A 20,532-nucleotide genomic window follows, 5' to 3' on the forward strand; every position below is an offset into this window, starting at 1 on the left:
TATCGCAACATTTTGCTACATTTTCACGAACAAATCACGAACATGAAAATAGAAATTTAGCTTCTTGCCTCCGGAAAATAATCATCCGAAGGCTTTCCTTTGGTAGTAGAAATTGCGCACCAAAATATACGTAAATCAAAAACTATTGCACTTTGCAAAGTTACTCATTTTATTGCTTATGGAAAAACGATTTCCAGCAAGCATCCTGATTATGATATTTTAGCACCTATTATAATGGAACTGAAAATTAGATCTGAAAAATGAAAACAAAAATATTTGGATTTATTCCTCTTGCAGTTTTATTTTGGCGGGTGTTATTTGATTGATTTGTATTACTTGAAAAACGCCAAATACGTAAAGGATGTATTGTTTTTGAATACACAAAAATCAATACCGGAACACGAATAGATTTAAACGTGCATACTAAAGCAAGCTTACCATTAGTAAAATACCGAAATGATGGTTAGTTATCGTTTTTATGTAACCTAAAATGAGAAGAAATTTCAGGGCAATGCAAAATGTGCTATACTTTTTCTTGTCGCTTTATGATGAGCTAAATAGTAAGCTTGTCTGCTCACTCTAAACAGTGCACAAAACTCCACCAGAGTATATTCTGGATGTTTTTGCCGCGTTCTTAACACTGTTTGGTATCATGCTTTTTTCGAATCTTGATATGGAAGTCACTTTCAGCTACCTCAATTATTGTTTCAAGGGTAAGATGCTCCAATCGTGATAACTCTAAAGCTCTGGTGAGTTCTTCTATTTTCTTTACAAGCAACTTAGATTCATAGTTTTGGGTAATATCAATAGTTTGTAAAAATTTACTAACAATAAACGAGATAGTCTAATTAATCTTTCCTGCCCATGCTTTGATACTATTTCTTGAAACCCCATATTTTCGACTAGCACTGAGGTAGCTGATCATACCTGATTTTACTACCTCAACAATTTTTAATTTACCTTTCTTATCAATCATTCCAGCTGTTTTTTCTACTAATTGGAGCATTTGGTTTTATCTTTTTTACTGTTTGTGTCTTCATTTCTTGTATTTTAGTGTCAAGCTATACTAGGACGAGACAATAATGGTACTACATGGAATTGTCCGTGCATAAAAAAAGGGCGGATAAATCCGCCCCTTTAATCTGAGGAAATTAAAAACCATTAAAGTTATTCTTTTAAGAAACTTTTGTTTAATGATCTTCCATCCGTAGTATTTATTTTTAAAAGGTATAACCCTTTAGAAAAATCTGAAACATCAATATTAGCAGTTTTGTTGGGTGATTTCAAATTCTCAACTCTCACAACTTTACCCAAGAAATTGTAAATCGCGATTGATTCAACTGTAGAATCTGACAACTCAATGCTAAGAGAGTTAACAGCCGGATTAGGATAAATCGTAACGAAATTCTCTTTAATATCCTCATCTACCACTGGATTTAAAGCTGATTTAGCAGTTGTAGATTTGGCCATGCCAGAACCTGAGATTATAGTAACATCAGTATAATTAGTTACTGTATTAACTCCATCAAGATTTGATGTACTTGCTAATCCTATCAATACTGTTTCTCCAAAATTTACAATGTTGGTGCCTAATTGTACCCAATTACCATTTGTAGAGGAAGTATATGAAGTAACTGTACTTCCGTTTCTAACTACTCTGATATAATTAGGCAAAATACAAGTAGTAAACCCAGAAATTTTAGATTTATCTCCATCTGCTTTTCTGGATTCAAAATTAACAGCTGTTCCTGTTAAATTAGGGTTTGAAGCGATTGAAGTCATAGCAAACATAGCACTTTTATCTAAAGATCCTCTAATCATTACTGCCGCTCTAGCTGCTCTATTTGTATTATTAAGGCTCGTTACTTTAGCAATTATCTCTCCATTACCAATTAATTGTTGGTATGTGAAATTAAACGAATCAATTCTAGAATCATTAAATCCACTTCCCGAAGCTGTAACTTCAAAATTACCAGCTTTGTAACATACTGAACCAGTATTTGTAGTACCTACTGCACCTGATATCCAAGGAGCAGGTGCGTCTTTACAATATATAAAATCATTAACAAGAGTAACAGTTCCAGAACCTTTGAATTTACCTGTGTAGGCCCTAAATTGACCTATAGTATTAACTTCTGTCAAAACTCCATATAATATAAAGTTTTTTGCTTTGTCATTAGCATCGTCAATGTTTGAACTATTCACTTTCATTGGAATTAAAGCCGATGCATTGTTAAATGCACTTAACTCCTCATTTGTGTAATAAACTGTTAAATCATAAGTAGCTTCAGCGTTTGCAGTATTTATAGCATACGCTTTTGCAGTTCTGGTAGTAGCAATACTTGAAAACGTTTTGGCAGTTGTTCCTTCATCGATAACAGATAAAGTCACACATCCAAGATCTGTAGAAGCATTCTCAACTTTAGCTATTAAAGCGTTATCGGTAGTACTAATGAAATAAATTGAATTTCCTGCATATAGTGTTGCAGTGGCATGTTCTCCTATTTGCGTTTCTATTCCAGCCGGTTTGGCAGAAACAACTACATTGTCAATCGCAAAACTAAATGGAGATCCTGCATTGGAGTCATTAAACCATCTCCATCCAATATAGAAGGACTGACCATCTAATTGATTGATAATACCAGTGTATTTTCCACTTGTATTTACAGCACCAATTGGAGCTGCTCCCACAAATTTCTTAACTGAAATATAATTGGCACCATCTGTAGAATAAACAAATTCACCAAAGTCAAAAATACTGTTTTCTTCGGCAGCATCTCTTTCTCCGCCAGCTTCCCAATCAAAACTTACCGTTACATTACTTGCTCCACTAGCGTTTAATACCGGAGATCTTAAAACAGTATTAGAGGGAACATTAGAATTATAAAATGTAGTATTTGTGAGTCCATCTGTAATAAATGCTCTTCCTGCTCCACTTGAAGCACCATTAATTGCCCATACATTCGTTCCTGCAGTGTCTATTAAAACTGTAGACCATCCGGAAGGAAAACCAACTTGTGAGAAAGTTTCTGTAGGTAATAGTTCGAAAACATCTTTACCAGTTCTAGGAACAAAGTCATTATCAACTATAGTAAATACTTGTTTTTCTAATTTACCGTTGTATAAGTAAGTCAATACGATCGTTTCATTATTTTCAATTAATGCGTCATCATTTACGGTAATTTTAAGCGTTTTTGTTTCAGTACCGTTAAAGGTTAAACTTTGATTAGATAGCGTAAAATCCTGTCCTAAAGTTGCAGTACTTCCCGCAAGACTAAAGCTTACTGTAACCGGTGGAGAAACCTGATTTCCTGTAATTATAATATCATATGTGTTAACATCTGAACAACCATCAATTTGATTGTTTTCAGATAAAATTTGATTATTACTTGTGCTGAAAACAATTGTATTAGGAACCCCAGCAGCGTATGCATTTCCAATATCTACTGCATGCCAAGCATTTGTAACTTGTTTTTCTTCATTAGATGCAATTCCGTATAATACTTGAGCAGCTAATATAGAGGCAGCACGCATGTTAGCAAATTTTGCATTAGGAGCAAGCATAGTTTCTGCTAAATACGTAATATTATCAGCTTTGTCATATCCTATAGGTAATACTTTATAGGCATTTCCTTTGTCAGTAATTTGATCATCGGAAGGTTTTTTGTTTTTCCCTAAAGAGAGTGCTTTTCCAGAACCAGTTACCATTAGGTAATACCATTTATTCAGTACACCACTGTTCGTATGCACACCACATTGGTCATTCGCCAAAGTTGGTGTTCCACACTCTGGTTCTTTCCAGTTTAATCCTCCGTAAGAGTCTGGTGCAGTGGCCGCCTTTGGATCATCCATCCACCTCAAAGCTCTTGTGGTAGCTTGACCTGGTCCAACACCTAAATCACGCTCATCAATTTGCTCACCGATACCCCATGGGTCGTATGGCAAGGTCCCATCAATATTCGTGAGTACGTAATTTTCAACCGAAGCCGCCCATATATCTGAAAAACCCTCGTTCATAGCCCCAGACTCTCTTTGGTACACTAAATTAGCAGTAAATTGACAAACACCGTGTCCAATTTCGTGTGCACATACGTCCATTGATGTTAATGGAGCAAAAGAACCATTTGGTTTTGTTCCACCTTGGTAACTACCGTCACCGTAAGTCATAGCGCTTCCGTTCCAGAAAGCATTGTCGTAAGCATCACCATAGTGTACATAATTAATGATTTTTGTCCCTTTATTATCATAGCTTGATCTGTTGTGAATGTTTTTCCAATAGTCAAGCACAACTTCCGCACCCCAATGTGCATCAAGAGCTATATCATCATTATTGAATTCATTGGATACCGGGTATCTGCTGGTAGCAGAAAAATTATTTTTTTTATGCTCTGCTGAAGTCCAAGTGTTATCGGCTGTTTCATTATACAAGGCACTACTGTCTCCATCAAATATAGAAACAGTCAAATCAGATAATCCTGGTACACTTATCGGAGCACCACCTAAACCTCTGTAACTTTTGGTCTCGTTTGAGATTCCAGACGGTGAAATTCCTTTTAATTCCCAAAATCCATTAGCGTTTTTTGAAGTCTCAAAAGTTCTATTTCCCGCATAACGAGTTTTTCCTGTCGCGGCAGTATAAGCGGCAGGGAAAGACCCCATTTTAAATGTGTTGGCTGATGGGTTAGCAATTATTGTTCCAGGTGCTTTTATAGTTTTTGTAACTTCTTCCTTTCCGTTTAATGCTTCTGCATGTTTAATTATGGCATCTAATAGTAAGATTTGTCCATTCGTTGCATCTACATAAATGTAAGCACGTGATAATGGCTCAGCAGCGTAAATATTAAACTTGTACGCCAAAGTTAGATCGGCGGCAGGAGTCATGTAATTATCAACGATAACCAATTCACCTTTAGGGTAAACTTCGTTATAGGCGGCTGTAATTTCAGGTGAATTCCCTAGAGACCGAATGTAATCCCATGCATAGGTAGTTGCTCCTACGTGGTTAAGCACCTTTTGCAAGGCTGCGCTTTCACTTAATCCAGGGTTAATGGACATTGAAGGGAGGTTGTAAAACTCTGCAGTAAAACCTTGAACAATGTTTTTAGATGAAATAGCTTTAAAAACGCCGTGTTCTACTTTAATTCCATTATTGTATTGTTGGAATTTGTCAATTTGAATACCGTTTGAATTGATGGTATTTTCCTTTAGAAAAGTGGTTCCCTCACCTAAACCTAATACCGCTTGTAAAAAGGCAGGCGTTTCATTTAAAGAAAGCGTTGAACCTGTCGATTTCATCGTGATCAAAGAAGGAGTCCCTAGGTTGGGTTCCATGGTAAAAACCTTCACTCTTTGATCATTGGTTAAATTGACGACAATTTGCTGTTCTGTTGACTGAGCATGTAACATCGTTATTCCCTGGAAACAAAATATTGCAGAAAGGAACACTTTTTTATGTAATTTTTTAATCATAAAAATGTAAAATTAGTTGGTTAGTTAAAAGTAAATAGATAAATAAAACACTTGAATTTCGAACTTATATTTATTAAAAAAATAATTATTTTTCCCCATACTAAAATAAAAATACTTTAGCATTGATCGTGTAAAGACTCGATAAAATCGATTAACGGCATATTTATTTAAAATATACAAGAATTTTCCTTTTAAATATATAGGTTATTATTATAGTCCGATAATAGAAAAAAGAAGCTATAAAATTGGCTTCTCCATTTAATTTGTAAATTGTCATAAAAAAACGAGAAGTAAAAATAATTATTTTTCTAGAAAATCTGTTTTGGACAGCTGATTTAATAATCGATGATAAATAATAAAAGATGCGGTCAAAAAGCTGAGATTTATTAACTCAGCCCATAATCTAGTGCTGTAAGACTATTCTGAATTCATGAAAACTTCAAGAAATTCTTTGATCATTTGGATAGGCAAGTAAAACCCGCAGAACCCGTTCGCTCGGAACGATTTTCTCCCGTAATAACAAAATTATTACATGTATTCATTCCAATTAGCAAACAATAACGACTAACTCTCATTTCTAACCTCTTTGCTGTAAGAAAACCAAACTAAAAATAACCATCCAATAAAAGAATGGAAAAAAGGAGTTTATCTTTGATGTAAATAAAAGGAACCATCCTTTTCTACAAAAATCCAAAATAAATTGGTATGCCTGAAAAAATCAATAATAAGACTATTTTTTAGCTGCTAGAGGTAACTAACAGTATCAAAAAAACCTTAGAAGGAAGGTATAAAAGTACATATTAGATTAAAGTTGAAATGAATAAGTTGAATCATTACAGTCAATTAGGTCACTGCTTTCCCGAAATAATAGAAAAAGTAGACTTAAAAATAATTGCGTAAATAAAAGCATCCTTATGGCGTGATGATTCCCAAAATATAAATCGCAATTTTCTGAGTGTACTAAAGGAACCGCTCAAAGATGGAATCAAAATTTTATTCCTTGCTAAAATATTCTTGGATTTTGCTTTTGACTTTCACTTCAAATAATAGATTATTGATAACCAGTGCACTATGGAAGATTTAGCAAATGAAAAGCGTGAAACAATTAAAAAACTACAGCTAGCGGGTATTTATGATTAAAACAAAAAGCTAGAACTCTCTTTTTTACTCCAATGAATTGCGATAATTTCGGTAGAAAACAGCAAATATTTTGATAATTTTTAGATGTAATGGATGAAAAATTCTTGGAATTACAAGTTTTTTTATATTTTATTTCATTCATACTGCAAGGAGACAAAGCAGTTCGTGGCATTATTATGCAATTAGAAAGAATTAAAAAAGGAATCTATCATTTTGGTTTAGTTGCCATTAGCAGGGATGGCGGCGGTGATAATCATAATTTATAGTAAAAACAATCACGAAAAATTAAACGTATTACATGTCAAAATACTGACTGCTAGTAAATTAAATCTGAATCAATTAAATGCAGCTGTAATTCAACTACAATAAAAATTAGAAATGCAACCCATCGTTTATATCAGAAATTCCGAACTTGCATTGGAAAACATAGAAAAAACATCCAAATCATGGACTATGAATATTTTAAAAAGAGGTTTTAGCATAACGTATATAAATGGCAAAGCGGTCAATGATATTTCTCAATTGGAAGAAAGTACAAAAATAAACATAGTGTTATTTAACGGTACAATAGACAGTTCAATCACAAAATCAAAGAATAAAATGGAAGATGAATTGAATTATAGGACTGCTTTTGAGAAGCTTCTTTTGACGAACTATCTGAAAAAGTAAAAAGAGCAACAGCACTAACTAAATTTGCAAATTAAATTAACCACAACTGAAGAGGACGTGAATGCAATTTTAAAAGAACCCGAAAATTAATAAATAAGCCCGTTTGGTATAATTATACCAAACGTCAGTTAGAGTTTTTTTGTTGCGTAGAACGGAACAAAAACTGTATCGAGAACCGTTTTTATTTCAAAATTTTATTGTTCTCGATATAGTTTTCTAACGAAAATTATAATTAAAAACTAATTATATCCAATGGGTTAAAATAGACTTGAAAATTAGCCTTTATTTTGAAGTCTTAAAGAATAAGATGCTCATCGATTAGATAACAAAATAAAAGGAATAAATATTTAAGCCATTAATAATTTCTGCTCCACGGTTAGCCGAACAAGATGATTCCGAATCAGGATAATTTTGTTCGGTTTTTATTTAAAATATAATAAAGGATTTACTTATTAACCCCCTTTCGTTATCATCAGTTAACATTTAATTGACAATACATTAAAGACTTGTTAAAGATTTATTAAAACAAAAAAGTTTACTAATAGTAAAATAATTTACAAATTTGCCTTGTAAAATTTACTAATAGTAACTATTTAAAAATATGATGAAAAATTTAAAAACTTTTATGATTTTGTTATTGATGTTAACTACATCTATAATTTTTGCGCAAACAACCCCATTTAAGGGTAAGGTGGTTGACGAACAAAACATTTCACTGCCGGGAGCAATTGTTCTTATTAAAGGAAAAGTAACAGGTGTGGGAACTGACATGAATGGTAACTTTGAAATTGAATTACCAAAAGGGAATGAGATTATTACAATCTCTTATATTGGTTTTGATTCTATTGATTTTAACACCACAAAATTGACCAGTGCTGTTATAGTACTTCAATCAAGTTCAGAAAGTTTAAATGAAGTTGTTGTAACTGCTTTAGGAATCAAGAAAGAAAAAAAGAAATTAGGATATTCTGTTCAAGAAGTGGAGGGTAATTTATCAAGAGGCAGGGATGCAAATGTTATGAACTCTCTTTCGGGAAAAGTTTCGGGTTTAATAGTTGCCGCCTCTTCAGAATTTTTTAGCAGTCCAAAATTGTATTTGCGAGGGAAAAGTCCTTTGATTGTTGTAGATGGAGTCCCATTAGGTACAGACACTTATAATATTAGCCCAGATGATATAGAAAGTATCAATGTGTTAAAGGGAGCTAATGCCGCCGCTTTATATGGTTCTGTAGGAGGTAATGGTGCGGTACAAATCACTACAAAAAGAGGTACTAAAAATAAGAAAGGATTTGTAGTTGAGTTTAATCATAATTCCTTATTTCAATCGGGGTTTAATGCCATTCCTAACACACAAAATTCTTATGGACCAGGTTCTTATGGTAATTATGCCTTTAAAGATGGTAAAGGAGGAGGAATTAATGATGCGGATTATGATCAATGGGGACCCAAGTTTGACGGACAATTAATTACTCAATATGACAGTCCGTTAGACACCAATGGAAATCTTATTGCAACGCCTTGGCTAGCGAGAGGGGTAAATAATTTTAAAAATTTTATGGAAGACGGTTTGCTAATTACGGACAACTTAGCTTTAGCTTCTACATTTGATAAGGGAAATATTAGATTCTCTGTTTCTAATACCTACCAAAAAGGGATTAATCCCAATACTAAATTAAACATCTACAACTATAACTTAAGTGGCAGATATAATTTAAGTGATAAAACATGGGTGGATGCAAGTTCTAATTTTAATTTTCAAACTTCTCCAAATAATCCAAATGTGCAATACGGTCCTAACAGTTATTTATATAACATGTTAATTTGGGGTGGAGCCGATTATGATGTTAGAGATTTGAGAGATTACTGGCAAGAAGGAAAAGAAGGTTTACAAGTAAAAAGCTTTGAATATACACGCTATAACAATCCTTATTTTATGGCCTATGAATGGCTAAAAGGATATTATAAAAATGACTATTCCGGACAAATTAGTTTAAACCATAAATTTAATACCAACTTTGATGTTGTTTTAAGAACCAACGTGGCTTTGAGTAATTTGTTTAGAGATGAAAAATTTCCTTATTCCATGACTACTTATGGAAGAGAAAAAGCACAAGGCGATTATAAAGAACAATACGATTATAAATTCAAAAATTATTCTGATTTGATGTTGAATTACACTAAGACAATCAATGATTTTGAAATGAAAGCCACTCTTGGTTTTAATAATAATACGGAGAAGTATAGAAATTCCTATGCTACTACGAACTATTTAATTATTCCGGGATTGTATACCCTGAGCAATACTCAAACTCCGGTTCAACCCACTAATTATAAGAGTCATTTTGAAAGTAATAGTGCTTATGGTTCCTTCGATTTATCCTATAAATCATTCTTATTTCTAGGAGCTACAGGAAGGTTTGATACTGATTCGAGATTGCCAGAACAAAACAATACGTTCTTTTATCCTTCTGTGGGTGTGAGTGCTATAGTGAGTGAGCTAATTGATATTCCTCATGTAGATTATTTGAAAGTAAGAGGTTCTTATGCAAAAGTAGGTAGTTCTCTAGATATTTATAGTAATCAAGATACCTATAGACTTAGAGACCCTTTTACAATCGATGGAAAAACCTATAATGCGGCTTATGTTGGAGAGGTTTTATCCAATACGGATTTAGAACCTGCTTTTAATTCCTCTATAGAAGTTGGCTTAGAAACAAGAATGCTAAAAAATAAATTTGGATTTGATGTAACCTATTTTGAAAACACCAATGGACCTCAAATTTTTGATTTAAAATATTCTGAAACCTCTGGATATTTAGGAAGTAAAGCAAACGGAATTACAACAAAAACAAAAGGAGTTGAAGTTTCTTTGTTCGTTAAAGCTATAGCCAGTGAAAATTTTAAATGGAATTTTAATGTAAACTGGTCTACTTATAAAGAGTACCTGAAAGAAGTTTATGCAGGTATTCAAAACAATGGTTTAATAAATATTGGAGAACGTGTTGATGGATTTTATATTTATGATTTTATGAGATCTAATATCGGTGCACTAATAGTGGGTGGAGACGGGAAACCTTTAATGAATTCGTACCAAACTAAGGTTGGGAACAAGGCACCAGACTGGGCATTAGGAGTTACTAACAATCTTAGCTATAAAAACTTTGAATTGAACTTCAGTTTTGATGGAAGATATGGTGGGAAAATCGAAAATTATGTAAATCTTAAAATGTGGCAAAGTGGTAGACATGAATTCAGCGATACTCCAGAAAGAGCCAATGATGTTCAAGGTATAAAGTCTTATATAACCGATGGTGTAATAGTAACAGGAGGAGAATTAGTCACTGATGGACAAGGAAATGTGCTGACAGATAACAGAACCTATGCCACTAATACCACAAAAATGTATTTTCAAGATTATGCTAAATCATATCATGGAAAAACTGCAGCTAATATTATAGATAAAACCTTCTTTAAACTAAGAGAAGTAAGTATTACGTATAATTTAGCCCAATCCACTCTAAAAAAATCATTTATAAGTGGTGCTTCAATCTCATTGATAGGAAGAGATTTATTGTATTTCTCTAAAAACAAGAACATAGATTTAGATCAATTTTTAAACGAAGGTTCTTCCCCTTTACAGACGCCAACAGTAAAAAGTTATGGTCTTAACTTCAACTTTAAATTTTAAAAAATATAAAAATGAAAACATTAAATAATTATAAAAAAGTATTTGCGATTGCTCTAATTTTCATAGTTAGTTCCTGTACCAATTTTGATGAATTAACCAATGATCCAAACAGAGCAACAAGCGTCCCTCCTTCGATGTTATTATCAGAGGTATTAAGAGTGATGAATAACCTTGGGGAAGGTCCTTGGTCTGACGCACAAAGAGACAATCAATTCTGGGCAATATCGTTTGATTATTACGGATCTCAAGATTATAATTGGGGATCAGCACCTTTGCGATATACGACCTTGTCTAATGTCCTCGCGATGGAAAAAGAAGCTACAAATCTAGACACCAAAAATAAATACGGTGCATTGTCTAAGTTTTTTAAAGCTTACTTTTTAGATTACATGACAAAAAGGATGGGAGACATTCCGATGAAAGAATCATTAAGAGCAACAGGCACCGATGCTATTACACAACCTAAATACGATAGCCAAAAGGAAGTGTATGTAGAAATATTAACACTCCTTGAAGCGGCAAATGATCAAATCATTATCGCTAAGGGAGAAGTAGGGACTGGAGCTGTTGAAGGAGATTTTTTATTTCAAGGAGATTTAGACAAATGGCAAAAAACCATTAATGCTTTTCGTCTTAGAGTTTTAATCAGTTTGAGTAAAAAAACATCAGAGATCGCTGTTAAAACACAATTTAATCAGATCATATCCAATCCAACAAAATACCCAATTATGACTGGAATTGTGGATAATATGGCCCGTTGTTTTTCAGATGAGAATGGCAATAATTATGAATTAAACCCAAGTAGTTACGGTTTTAACAGGAACAGAAATATTATGGGAGGAACCTATTTAAATATCTTAAAACAAAATAATGACCCTAGAATTTACAAAGTAGCCGACCCAGCTCAATTTTATTACGATGCAAATAATCCCTTAAAATTAAGCGCTTATGTTGGTGCCAATACGGGGGATGACCAAGGTGCCATGCAAGTCGCTTCCGATGAAGGGAAATTTTCTTATCCAAATGAAAAAAGATATTACAGCACTTATAAAGGGGAAGATTATATCTTAATTGGCTATGCCGAACAACAATTTGGGATAGCAGAAGCCATTAATAGAGGATGGATTGCAGGTGATGCGGCCACCTTCTATAATTTAGGGATTAAAGCTTCAATGGAGTTTTATGCTGTTTCCAAAAGTGATATTGATACTTTTTTAGCTAGTGCCAATATTGTTTATAAGGGAAATACAGCAGATGGATTAGAGCAAATTTTGAGTCAAAAGTATGTTGCCTTTTTTCAAAACTCAGAACGGGAATCCTATTTTAATTATAGAAGAACAGGAGTTCCCATTTTTAATATAGGACCTGCCAATAAAAATGGGTTACGAATCCCGATGCGATGGAAATATCCACAAGTTGAATTTGAAACCAATAAAACCAATGTTAATGCTGCATTGACAAGTCAATACGGAGGATCAGATGATATCAATGTCAAAATGTGGTTGTTAAAATAATCAAGGGATGAAGTACATAAAAATTTTAAGTATGGCCATAGGGATTTCTTCCTTATGGTCTTATACAGCAAAGGCACAGCTTAGCGCTCTTGCAGGAAAATCGAAACATGTAATTGTGATTGGTTTTGATGGATTGTCCGCGGATGGTTTGATTCATGCAGCGACGCCCAATTTTCATAAGATCATGCAAGAAGGTGCTTACAGTTTTCATGCCAGAGCAGTATTGCCTTCCAGTTCCAGTACTAATTGGGCTACCATGATTATGGGAGCGGGACCAGAGCAACATGGTATTACATCGAATGATTGGGAAAAAGATACTTTTACTCTACCTGCTATAGTACAAGGAGAAGATTTTTTATTCCCTACTATTTTTTCTTTAATAGATAAGCAAATACCAAATGCTGAAATAGGAGCTATTTATCATTGGGATGGTTTTGGTCGTTTATTCGAAAAAAATGCCGTTGATTATGATGTGAATACTAAAACAGAAGAGGAAACAGCAAAAGTAGCCAGTGCCTATATTATTGCTAAAAAACCGACTTTCACTTTTATTCACTTTGATCATATCGATCACGCTGGTCATGAATTTGGTCACGGTACTCCAGAATATTACCAATCGGTTGAAAAAGCAGATGCTTTATTGGCAACCCTATTTCAAGCGATTGCTACAGCGGGAATTGCCGATGAAACGATGGTGATTATTAGTTCAGATCACGGAGGTGTTGGTCAGGGTCACGGTGGCGAGTCTTTGCAAGAAGTTGAAATTCCTTTTATTGTTTGGGGTAAATCGATAAAGAAAAATCTAGGGATCAAAACGCCAGTTTATCAATACGATAATGCAGCAACAGTAGCCTATGCATTAGGAGTTTCTATTCCGACAGCTTGGGTAGGAAAACCCGTTTTGAATGTCTTTGAAGGAATAAATATAGGAGATGATTTTCCAGTAGTATCACGTTATTTACAACCTGTTTTGCTCCCGGACGGAAAGTTAAATAAAAAATCAGGAGGCCTTTTTGAGAAAGAAACGATGGTTGTCATCCAAAATTTAAACACAAGTGGCGAAGTTTTATATACAACAGATGGTACGATGCCATCCAAAAACTCAAACCGCTATAGGCAAGCTTTCAAAATAAACAAAAACACAGTAGTCAAAAGCGCTGTTTTTAATGAAGGTAAAATAAATAGTTTAGTATCCGAGGCTTTTTATCGCATAAAAGAGAAAGGTACTGCGGCTCCAATTGATTATTCGGTTTACTATTTAGATACACTAACCGATTTGCCTAATGTTGACCAAATGAAACCTGATTTTAAAGGACAATCTTTTGAGATAACTTCTGATGAAGTAAAAGCACCAATTAAAGATAATACAGTGGTACAGTTTACTACTAAAATTAGAATTGATAAAGAGGATACCTATACTTTTTATTTACGTTCCGATGATGGAAGTAAATTATGGATTGATTCTAAATTAATTACAGATAATGACGGGGATCACGGTGTAAAAGAAAAAAGTGGTCAAATCATGCTGAAACCAGGTATTTACTCTTTACAAGTTGGTTGGTTTAATGGTGGCGGTAATGGTTGGTTGGATGTGTTTTACAAAAGTAGTATTATATCAAAACAAATTATCCCGACGACAGTTTTAACAGCTCAATAGCTTTGAAAATTTAAAATGCAACAAGAAAATTCTATAAATAATAGTGTAACCGAAGGCGATATCAATCTTACCGAGGCTCGTATCGATTGGTTAGACACGACAATTGACGAAAAGACAAAAATGCTTTTAGATAAAGATGCCCGTTATTTTTTGCATCAAGCTTTGTCGACACCTTGTTTAGATGTTTTAAATGATTGCAATGATGCTAGTTTTACCGCAATTTCGGGTAAGAAATACTATTATTTTCATGGAAACAATGTCCATCAAATAGGGTATTCAAATCCTAAACTGATTGAAAAGATCACTGCTCAGTTACACCGTTTATCTTTTTCACCTAGAAGATTTACAAATGAACCTGCTATCAATTTTGCAGAAAAATTGGCTAGTTTATGTCCAGGAAGTTTAAACAGAATTCTCTTAACGCCAAACGGAAGTTCTGCTGTTGGAATCGCATTGAAATTAGCCAGAGCAATTACTAAAAAGTTTAAGGTTGTTTCTTTCTGGGATTCTTTTCATTGTGCTTCTTTAGATGCTATCAGCGTGGGCGGAGAATCTGTTTTTAGAGAATATATGGGGCCGCTACTGCCTGGAATTGAACGAATACCACCTCCTGTTACCTATCGGGGTATTTTTGAAAACAATGAAAATAAATGTTTAGAATATCTGGAATATGTATTTGCAAAAGAGGGAGATATTGGTGCTTTTATAGTGGAAACTATCAGAAATACCGATGTCCAAATTCCATCGAAACATTTTTGGAGAGAGGCAAGAAATCTCTGTGATAAATATGGTGTATTGTTACTGTTAGACGAAATCCCAATAGCTTTAGGAAGAACTGGGAAAATGTTTGCTTTTGAGCATTATGATATTGAACCCGATATTCTGTGTTTAGGAAAAGGTTTAGGAGGTGGAATTTTTCCGCAGGCCGCTATAATTACCAGAGACGAATATAACGTTTTTGGCTCTGTTTCTTTGGGGCATTATACCCATGAAAAAAGCCCTGTTGGTGCAATCGCGGGGCTGACTACGATTCAATTTATTGAAGAAAATAATCTCTTAGAGAAAGTACAGGAGGATGCACTTTATATGCAATCAGTATTAAGACGGTTTCAAGAAACATTCGCACTCATTGGTGATGTTCGTGGCATAGGACTTTTATGGGGCATAGAATTAGTAAAAGACAGAACTACAAAGGAAAAAGCGATTGTTGAGGCTGAAAAAGTTATGTATGCTTGTTTGAAACGCGGGCTTAGTTTTAAAGTTTCGGCGGGAAATGTTTTGCAATTATCGCCGGCACTAACCATTAGTAGAGCAGAATTGAAGGAAGCCTTGCAAATTTTAGAAGAAAGTTTAACTATAGTACAACATCAAAAATAAAACAAAATAAAATGAAAAAATTAATTTTACTGACAAGCCTATTTAGACTAATTTTTTTAACAACCCAGGCACAACCGAAAGCGGAAACTCAAAAAACAAAAATCGTTCTAATCACCTTAGATGGTTTGCGTTGGCAAGAATTGTTCACTGGTGCCGATGCTAATCTTATCGAAAATAAAGATTTTGTCCATGATGCAGCAGAACTAAAAACGAAATTTTGGAGAAACACTCCAAGTGAAAGAAGAACTGCTTTAATGCCTTTTTTATGGAATAAAGTCACTCAAATGGGACAGTTGCACGGAAACAGAAACGAAGATAGCAACGTAAATCTCACTAATTCTATGTGGTTTTCCTATCCTGGATATAACGAAATTTTAACCGGTTCAGCTGACGATAAAAGAATTTCGAGTAACGATAAATTCAATAATCCTAATATTACAATTTTAGAAAAAATAAATAACATGGCCCAATACAAAGGAAAAGTAGCCGCTTTTGGGAGCTGGGACGTGTTTCCTTACATTATAAACGAAGAACGTTCCGGAATTCCTGTGAACGCAGGTTTTGAATCCGCAACAGGAAATACTCTTAGCCCCAATGAAATTTTCTTAAATGAATTGCAAACACAAATTCCATCTCCGTTTGGGAGTGTGAGATTAGATGCTTTTACGTCACATTATGCTTTGGAATACATGAAAAAAGAGCATCCTGAATTGGTATTTATTTCCTACGGAGAAACAGATGATTTTGCACATGATGGGAACTATAATGCGTATTTAACATCAGCAAATAATACCGATGCTTTGCTACAACAATTGTGGAATTTTACACAAAGTGATCCTTTTTATAAAGACAATACGGTTTTTATTCTTTCCACAGATCATGGCAGAGGGACGCAGCCAATAGACACTTGGAAGAGTCATGGGGCAGATATAGCAGGGGCAGATCAGGTTTGGTTTATAGTTTTTGGAAATAATGTTTCCGTATTAGGTGAAGTTAAAACAAAAGAGCAGTTGTTTAGCACCCAAATTGCACCAACTATTTTACAGGTTTTAGACAGCAAATTGAAAGATGCTGAGATGAAATCTAGTGCGATTAAAGTATTAAAAAACTAATGCGAAAGTTAGCAAAAAAATCAAATATTCCTTTTGTGTTGAACGCTTCACTGGCTTCTTTCGGGGCTTATTTTTGCATGTATGCCTTCAGGAAACCCTTTAGTGTAGCCACATTTGAAGGGATGGAAGTATTTAATATTGATTATAAAATTATTTTAATTATCGCACAGGTATTAGGGTATGCACTTTCTAAATTTATTGGAATTAAAGTGGTTTCAGAATTAAAAGCAAACCAACGAGCATATTATCTTGTAGCATTAATTCTCATTGCGGAACTGGCCTTGGTTTTATTTGCTTTGGTTCCCAAACCGTTTAATGTTATTTTTATGTTCCTGAATGGGGTTCCTCTGGGAATGATTTGGGGAATTGTTTTTTCCTATCTCGAAGGCAGGAAATTCACCGAAATATTAGGGGTCGCCTTAAGCACCAGCTTTATCGTTTCAAGTGGTGTAGTGAAATCAGTAGGGTTTTTTGTAATGGATTCCTGGGGATTTTCCCAGTTTTGGATGCCTGCCATTACAGGCGCATTATTTGTTTTGCCCTTATTGTTTTTTACCTGGTTATTAGAAAAAATTCCAAAGCCTACGCAAGAGGATATCGAACTGCGCTCGGAACGTATTCCGATGACGGGAAAAGAAAGGAAAAATTTGTTGTTGAAGTTTTTGTTTCCAATAACGATATGGGTTTTGTTTTACACATTCCTAACTGCTTTTAGAGATTTTAGAGATAATTTTTCCCGTGAATTATGGGATATTATTGGATATAAGGGAGATGTATCTGTTTATTCCAGTTCAGAAACATTAGTTGCTTTCATTGTATTATTGGTTTTAGGTTTTGCATTTTATTTTCGAGATAACAGGAAAGCCTTATTTTTTTACCAAATTTTACTTTTGGTAGGATCCATTTCGTTAGGCTTTTCAACCTATTTATTTCAGTCAGGGAATTTAAATCCGTTTACTTGGATGGTTGTTTCTGGCTTTGGATTATATATTTGTTATGTCCCTTTCAACTGTCTCTTTTTTGATCGTTTTATTGGGGCATTTAAAATAAAAGGCAATGCAGGTTTCCTGATTTACCTTGCGGATGCTTTTGGATATTTAGGAAGCGTTGCTGTTTTATTGTATAAAAATTTTGGTCAAGCTAGTTTATCTTGGATTGATTTTTTTATGTATAGCGCGTATTCAGTTGCTGGGATTGGTGTGGTTGTAACCATCAGTTCAATCCTTTATTTAAATAGAGAATATAAAAATCATAATGTAAATTTTAAATTAGTATTAGATGAAACCAAGATATGATCTTATAGTTGTTGGTAGTGGAGTTTTAGGTACTTTTCATGCCTATCATGCCTTAAAAAAAGGACTTCGAGTAGCTATTATAGAAAAAGATAAAAAGCCAAAAGGAGCAACAATTCAAAATTTTGGTCAAGTAGTTCCCTCTGGAATGGACTCTAAATGGCAAGCTTATGGAAGAGAAAGTTTAGCTATTTATAAAGAAATTCAAAGCCAATTTGATATCTCAGTCCGTCAAAATGGTTCAGTTTATTTAGCCTCGAATGACGAAGAAATACAGCTAATTGAGGAATTATCTCAAATTAATCAATCGAATAATTATCAATCCCGTTTATTAACTAAACAAGAATGTTTAGAAAAGTATCCAGGTTTACGTTCCGATTATGTAAAAGCAGGATTGTTTTTCCCCGAAGAAGTTACTGTGGAACCCAGAACGATGATTTACAGGTTGCAAGAGTTTATGATTCATAAAATGGGGCTAAAGCTAATCACCAATACAAACATTATTAATTGCGAAGCTACCGCAAATGGTGTTTCTCTTTCAAGTGCTGCAAATGAAGAATTCTCTGCCAGTAAAGTGATTATTTGTAATGGGAATGATTTTAAAAATTTGTTTCCCGAAATTTATTACGAAAGTGATTTAGAGGTTTCGAAGTTGCAAATGATGCAAACCAAACCACAACAAAATTATACACTTGATGGCTCCGTACTTACGGGTTTATCCATCAGGAGATACGAGGCTTTTTATGAATGTCCTTCCTTTAAATCAATTAAAGCAAAAGAGCATCCTGATGCTTTAGAAAAAAAATGGGGCGTACATATATTATTCAAACAAGCAGCTGATGGTTCTGTTATTTTAGGCGATTCTCATCATTATGCTGATGCTAAAAATATAGATGATTTGGATTTTGATTTAGATATGGATATTGATAATTTCATGATACAAGAGGCCAAAAAAATTATTGATTTACCCAATTATGAAATTCAAAATAGATGGTATGGTATGTATTCACAATGCAAAACCAAAGACATTTTTGAGCATACAATAGGAGATAATATTCATATAATAACAGGAATAGGGGGAAAAGGAATGACGGGTAGTGCGGGGTTTTCTAAAGAAAATATAATTAAAATTTTTAACACAAAAGAATGAAACAAAGAATAGAATTGGTGGTCTTTGATATGGCCGGAACAACAGTAGACGAGGGGAATGTTGTGTATAAAACAGTACAAAAAGTAATTAATGATGAAGGGTTTAATGTAAGTTTAGAGGAGGTTCTAGAATATGGAGCTGGTAAAGAAAAACATCAGGCTATATCAGATGTTTTAAAAGAGTGTACGTCTTTAATTAGTGTTAGTCCAGTAGCTAATAAAGTATTCTCAAAATTTAAAGAGGCCTTGAAAAATGCTTATAGTACATTAGAAATAAAATCTTTTGAAGGTACTGAACAGCTTTTTAAAGATTTGAGAAACAGCCATATTAAAGTAGTTTTAAATACAGGTTATGACAGCAAAACTGCTAATTTGTTATTAGAGAAATTAGGTTGGGTTGTAGGCGAAACCATTGACGGATTAATAACGGCTGATGATGTGAAAAATGGAAGACCTGAAGGGGATATGATTCTTTTGGCAATGAAAAATACAGGTGTAATTGATGCTGAAAAAGTAATGAAAGTTGGCGATTCTGCTATCGATATTGAAGAAGGGGAAAATGCTAATTGTGGGCTAACAGTTGGAGTATTAACAGGCGCTCAAAATAGAATTCAAATTCAAGAAGCAAATCCTACATATATAATAAATAATTTAAATGAATTGAGAGCGATTCTCTTATGATTTTTGGTTTAATTAGTTTTTTAAACTCCTCTCTTTGATATACTAAAAAGGGGAGTTTTTTATTTTATAAAGTCACTCTTTTTGGGTGTTTAAAAAGAAGTAAAGCACTAGCATTTTCGCAGAAGTTTCCCCCTTATTGACAGGAACATGAGGTATTCTACCGTCAAAGAAAATAGAGTCTCCTTCTTTTAAAAGGATTTCTTCCTCTCCAATAATATAAAAACATTCTCCACAAATCATATATTTGAATTCATAGGCATCCGTTTTTACTTTATCTCTTTGAGAGTTTGGTTGTACTTCAAGTAAAACAGCTTCAAAGCCTATTGAGGAAAGTTGTTTGCCAAAAATATATTTATAAGTAAAGCCTTTTGCATCATCCTCCTTTTCAATAGTTGCGTTTTCTTCGCATCGAGAAACAATATAACTAAGTTCGGAAGGTTTAGGCATTCCTTCAAAGAAATCAGAAACTTTAATTTCCAATGCATTGATGATATTCAGTAAAACAGGTAATGAAGGGATAGTCCTTCCGTTTTCAATCCGGGAAATTAAGCCGTTACTTACCTCAGCGGCACTCGCTACATTATTAATCGTCTTTTTATTTGTTTTTCGAATATCCTTAATTCTCTTTCCTATACCTATTAAATAGTCATTCATTACTTTTTGTATTTAATACGAATATCTAAATTTAACTTGATATAAAAAAGGAGGACGGTTGTTTTAATACAATTCTTTTGTCGGAATCAGAATCAATATCGAATTTAATTCTATTGGCATACAAGACCTT

13 protein-coding genes are annotated in these 20,532 nt (G+C 33.8%); 10 read left to right on the forward strand and 3 right to left on the reverse strand.

What is annotated here, in order from left to right; translation table 11 throughout:
• Positions 1 to 844: 844 nt before the first annotated feature.
• On the reverse strand, positions 845 to 1,006 hold the full coding sequence (locus ACNQF9_RS06670; RefSeq protein WP_417960286.1) for a hypothetical protein: 162 nt from the start codon (positions 1,004 to 1,006) through the stop codon (positions 845 to 847).
• Between the two features lie 161 nt (positions 1,007 to 1,167).
• Complete coding sequence (locus tag ACNQF9_RS06675) at positions 1,168 to 5,469, reverse strand: M4 family metallopeptidase (protein ID WP_417989896.1); 4,302 nt, start codon at positions 5,467 to 5,469, stop codon at positions 1,168 to 1,170.
• A gap of 1,229 nt (positions 5,470 to 6,698) precedes the next feature.
• Here ACNQF9_RS06675 and ACNQF9_RS06680 point away from each other — a divergent pair.
• The 10 genes from ACNQF9_RS06680 to ACNQF9_RS06725 all read left to right on the forward strand — a co-directional run bounded on the left by ACNQF9_RS06680 (position 6,699) and on the right by ACNQF9_RS06725 (position 19,748).
• A complete protein-coding gene (locus ACNQF9_RS06680; RefSeq protein ID WP_417960284.1) occupies positions 6,699 to 6,875 on the forward strand; it encodes a hypothetical protein in 177 nt (58 codons plus the stop codon).
• A gap of 112 nt (positions 6,876 to 6,987) precedes the next feature.
• Positions 6,988 to 7,278, forward strand: coding sequence for a hypothetical protein (locus ACNQF9_RS06685; protein WP_417960283.1), 291 nt, complete (start codon positions 6,988 to 6,990; stop codon positions 7,276 to 7,278).
• A 601-nt stretch (positions 7,279 to 7,879) separates the two neighbouring features.
• Positions 7,880 to 10,966, forward strand: coding sequence for a SusC/RagA family TonB-linked outer membrane protein (locus ACNQF9_RS06690; protein WP_417989897.1), 3,087 nt, complete (start codon positions 7,880 to 7,882; stop codon positions 10,964 to 10,966).
• A gap of 11 nt (positions 10,967 to 10,977) precedes the next feature.
• Positions 10,978 to 12,480 carry a SusD/RagB family nutrient-binding outer membrane lipoprotein gene (locus ACNQF9_RS06695; RefSeq protein ID WP_417960281.1) on the forward strand — a complete coding sequence of 501 codons (1,503 nt, stop codon included), beginning with the start codon at positions 10,978 to 10,980 and terminating at the stop codon, positions 12,478 to 12,480.
• Between the two features lie 7 nt (positions 12,481 to 12,487).
• A complete protein-coding gene (locus ACNQF9_RS06700) occupies positions 12,488 to 14,137 on the forward strand; it encodes an alkaline phosphatase family protein (RefSeq protein ID WP_417960280.1) in 1,650 nt (549 codons plus the stop codon).
• Positions 14,138 to 14,152: 15 nt separating this feature from the next.
• A complete protein-coding gene (gene pbfA / locus ACNQF9_RS06705; protein WP_417989898.1) occupies positions 14,153 to 15,514 on the forward strand; it encodes a (R)-1-hydroxy-2-aminoethylphosphonate ammonia-lyase in 1,362 nt (453 codons plus the stop codon).
• An 11-nt stretch (positions 15,515 to 15,525) separates the two neighbouring features.
• The gene (locus tag ACNQF9_RS06710) at positions 15,526 to 16,626 is read left to right on the forward strand and encodes a phosphoglyceromutase (RefSeq protein ID WP_417960278.1); all 1,101 of its coding nucleotides are present in this window, start codon (positions 15,526 to 15,528) and stop codon (positions 16,624 to 16,626) included.
• The gene (locus ACNQF9_RS06715; protein WP_417960277.1) at positions 16,626 to 17,921 is read left to right on the forward strand and encodes a DUF5690 family protein; all 1,296 of its coding nucleotides are present in this window, start codon (positions 16,626 to 16,628) and stop codon (positions 17,919 to 17,921) included. The genes ACNQF9_RS06710 and ACNQF9_RS06715 overlap by 1 nt, the downstream gene beginning before the upstream one ends.
• Positions 17,905 to 19,068, forward strand: a complete 1,164-nt coding sequence (locus ACNQF9_RS06720; RefSeq protein ID WP_417960276.1) for a TIGR03364 family FAD-dependent oxidoreductase — start codon at positions 17,905 to 17,907, stop codon at positions 19,066 to 19,068. The genes ACNQF9_RS06715 and ACNQF9_RS06720 overlap by 17 nt, the downstream gene beginning before the upstream one ends.
• Positions 19,065 to 19,748 carry a phosphonatase-like hydrolase gene (locus ACNQF9_RS06725; protein ID WP_417960275.1) on the forward strand — a complete coding sequence of 228 codons (684 nt, stop codon included), beginning with the start codon at positions 19,065 to 19,067 and terminating at the stop codon, positions 19,746 to 19,748. The genes ACNQF9_RS06720 and ACNQF9_RS06725 overlap by 4 nt, the downstream gene beginning before the upstream one ends.
• A gap of 72 nt (positions 19,749 to 19,820) precedes the next feature.
• Here the strand turns inward: ACNQF9_RS06725 and ACNQF9_RS06730 are convergent, their stop codons facing one another.
• Positions 19,821 to 20,402 carry a helix-turn-helix domain-containing protein gene (locus ACNQF9_RS06730; protein ID WP_417960274.1) on the reverse strand — a complete coding sequence of 194 codons (582 nt, stop codon included), beginning with the start codon at positions 20,400 to 20,402 and terminating at the stop codon, positions 19,821 to 19,823.
• Positions 20,403 to 20,532: the final 130 nt, after the last annotated feature.

The organism is Flavobacterium amylolyticum (genome assembly GCF_048284335.1).
Classification (GTDB): Bacteria; Bacteroidota; Bacteroidia; order Flavobacteriales; family Flavobacteriaceae; genus Flavobacterium.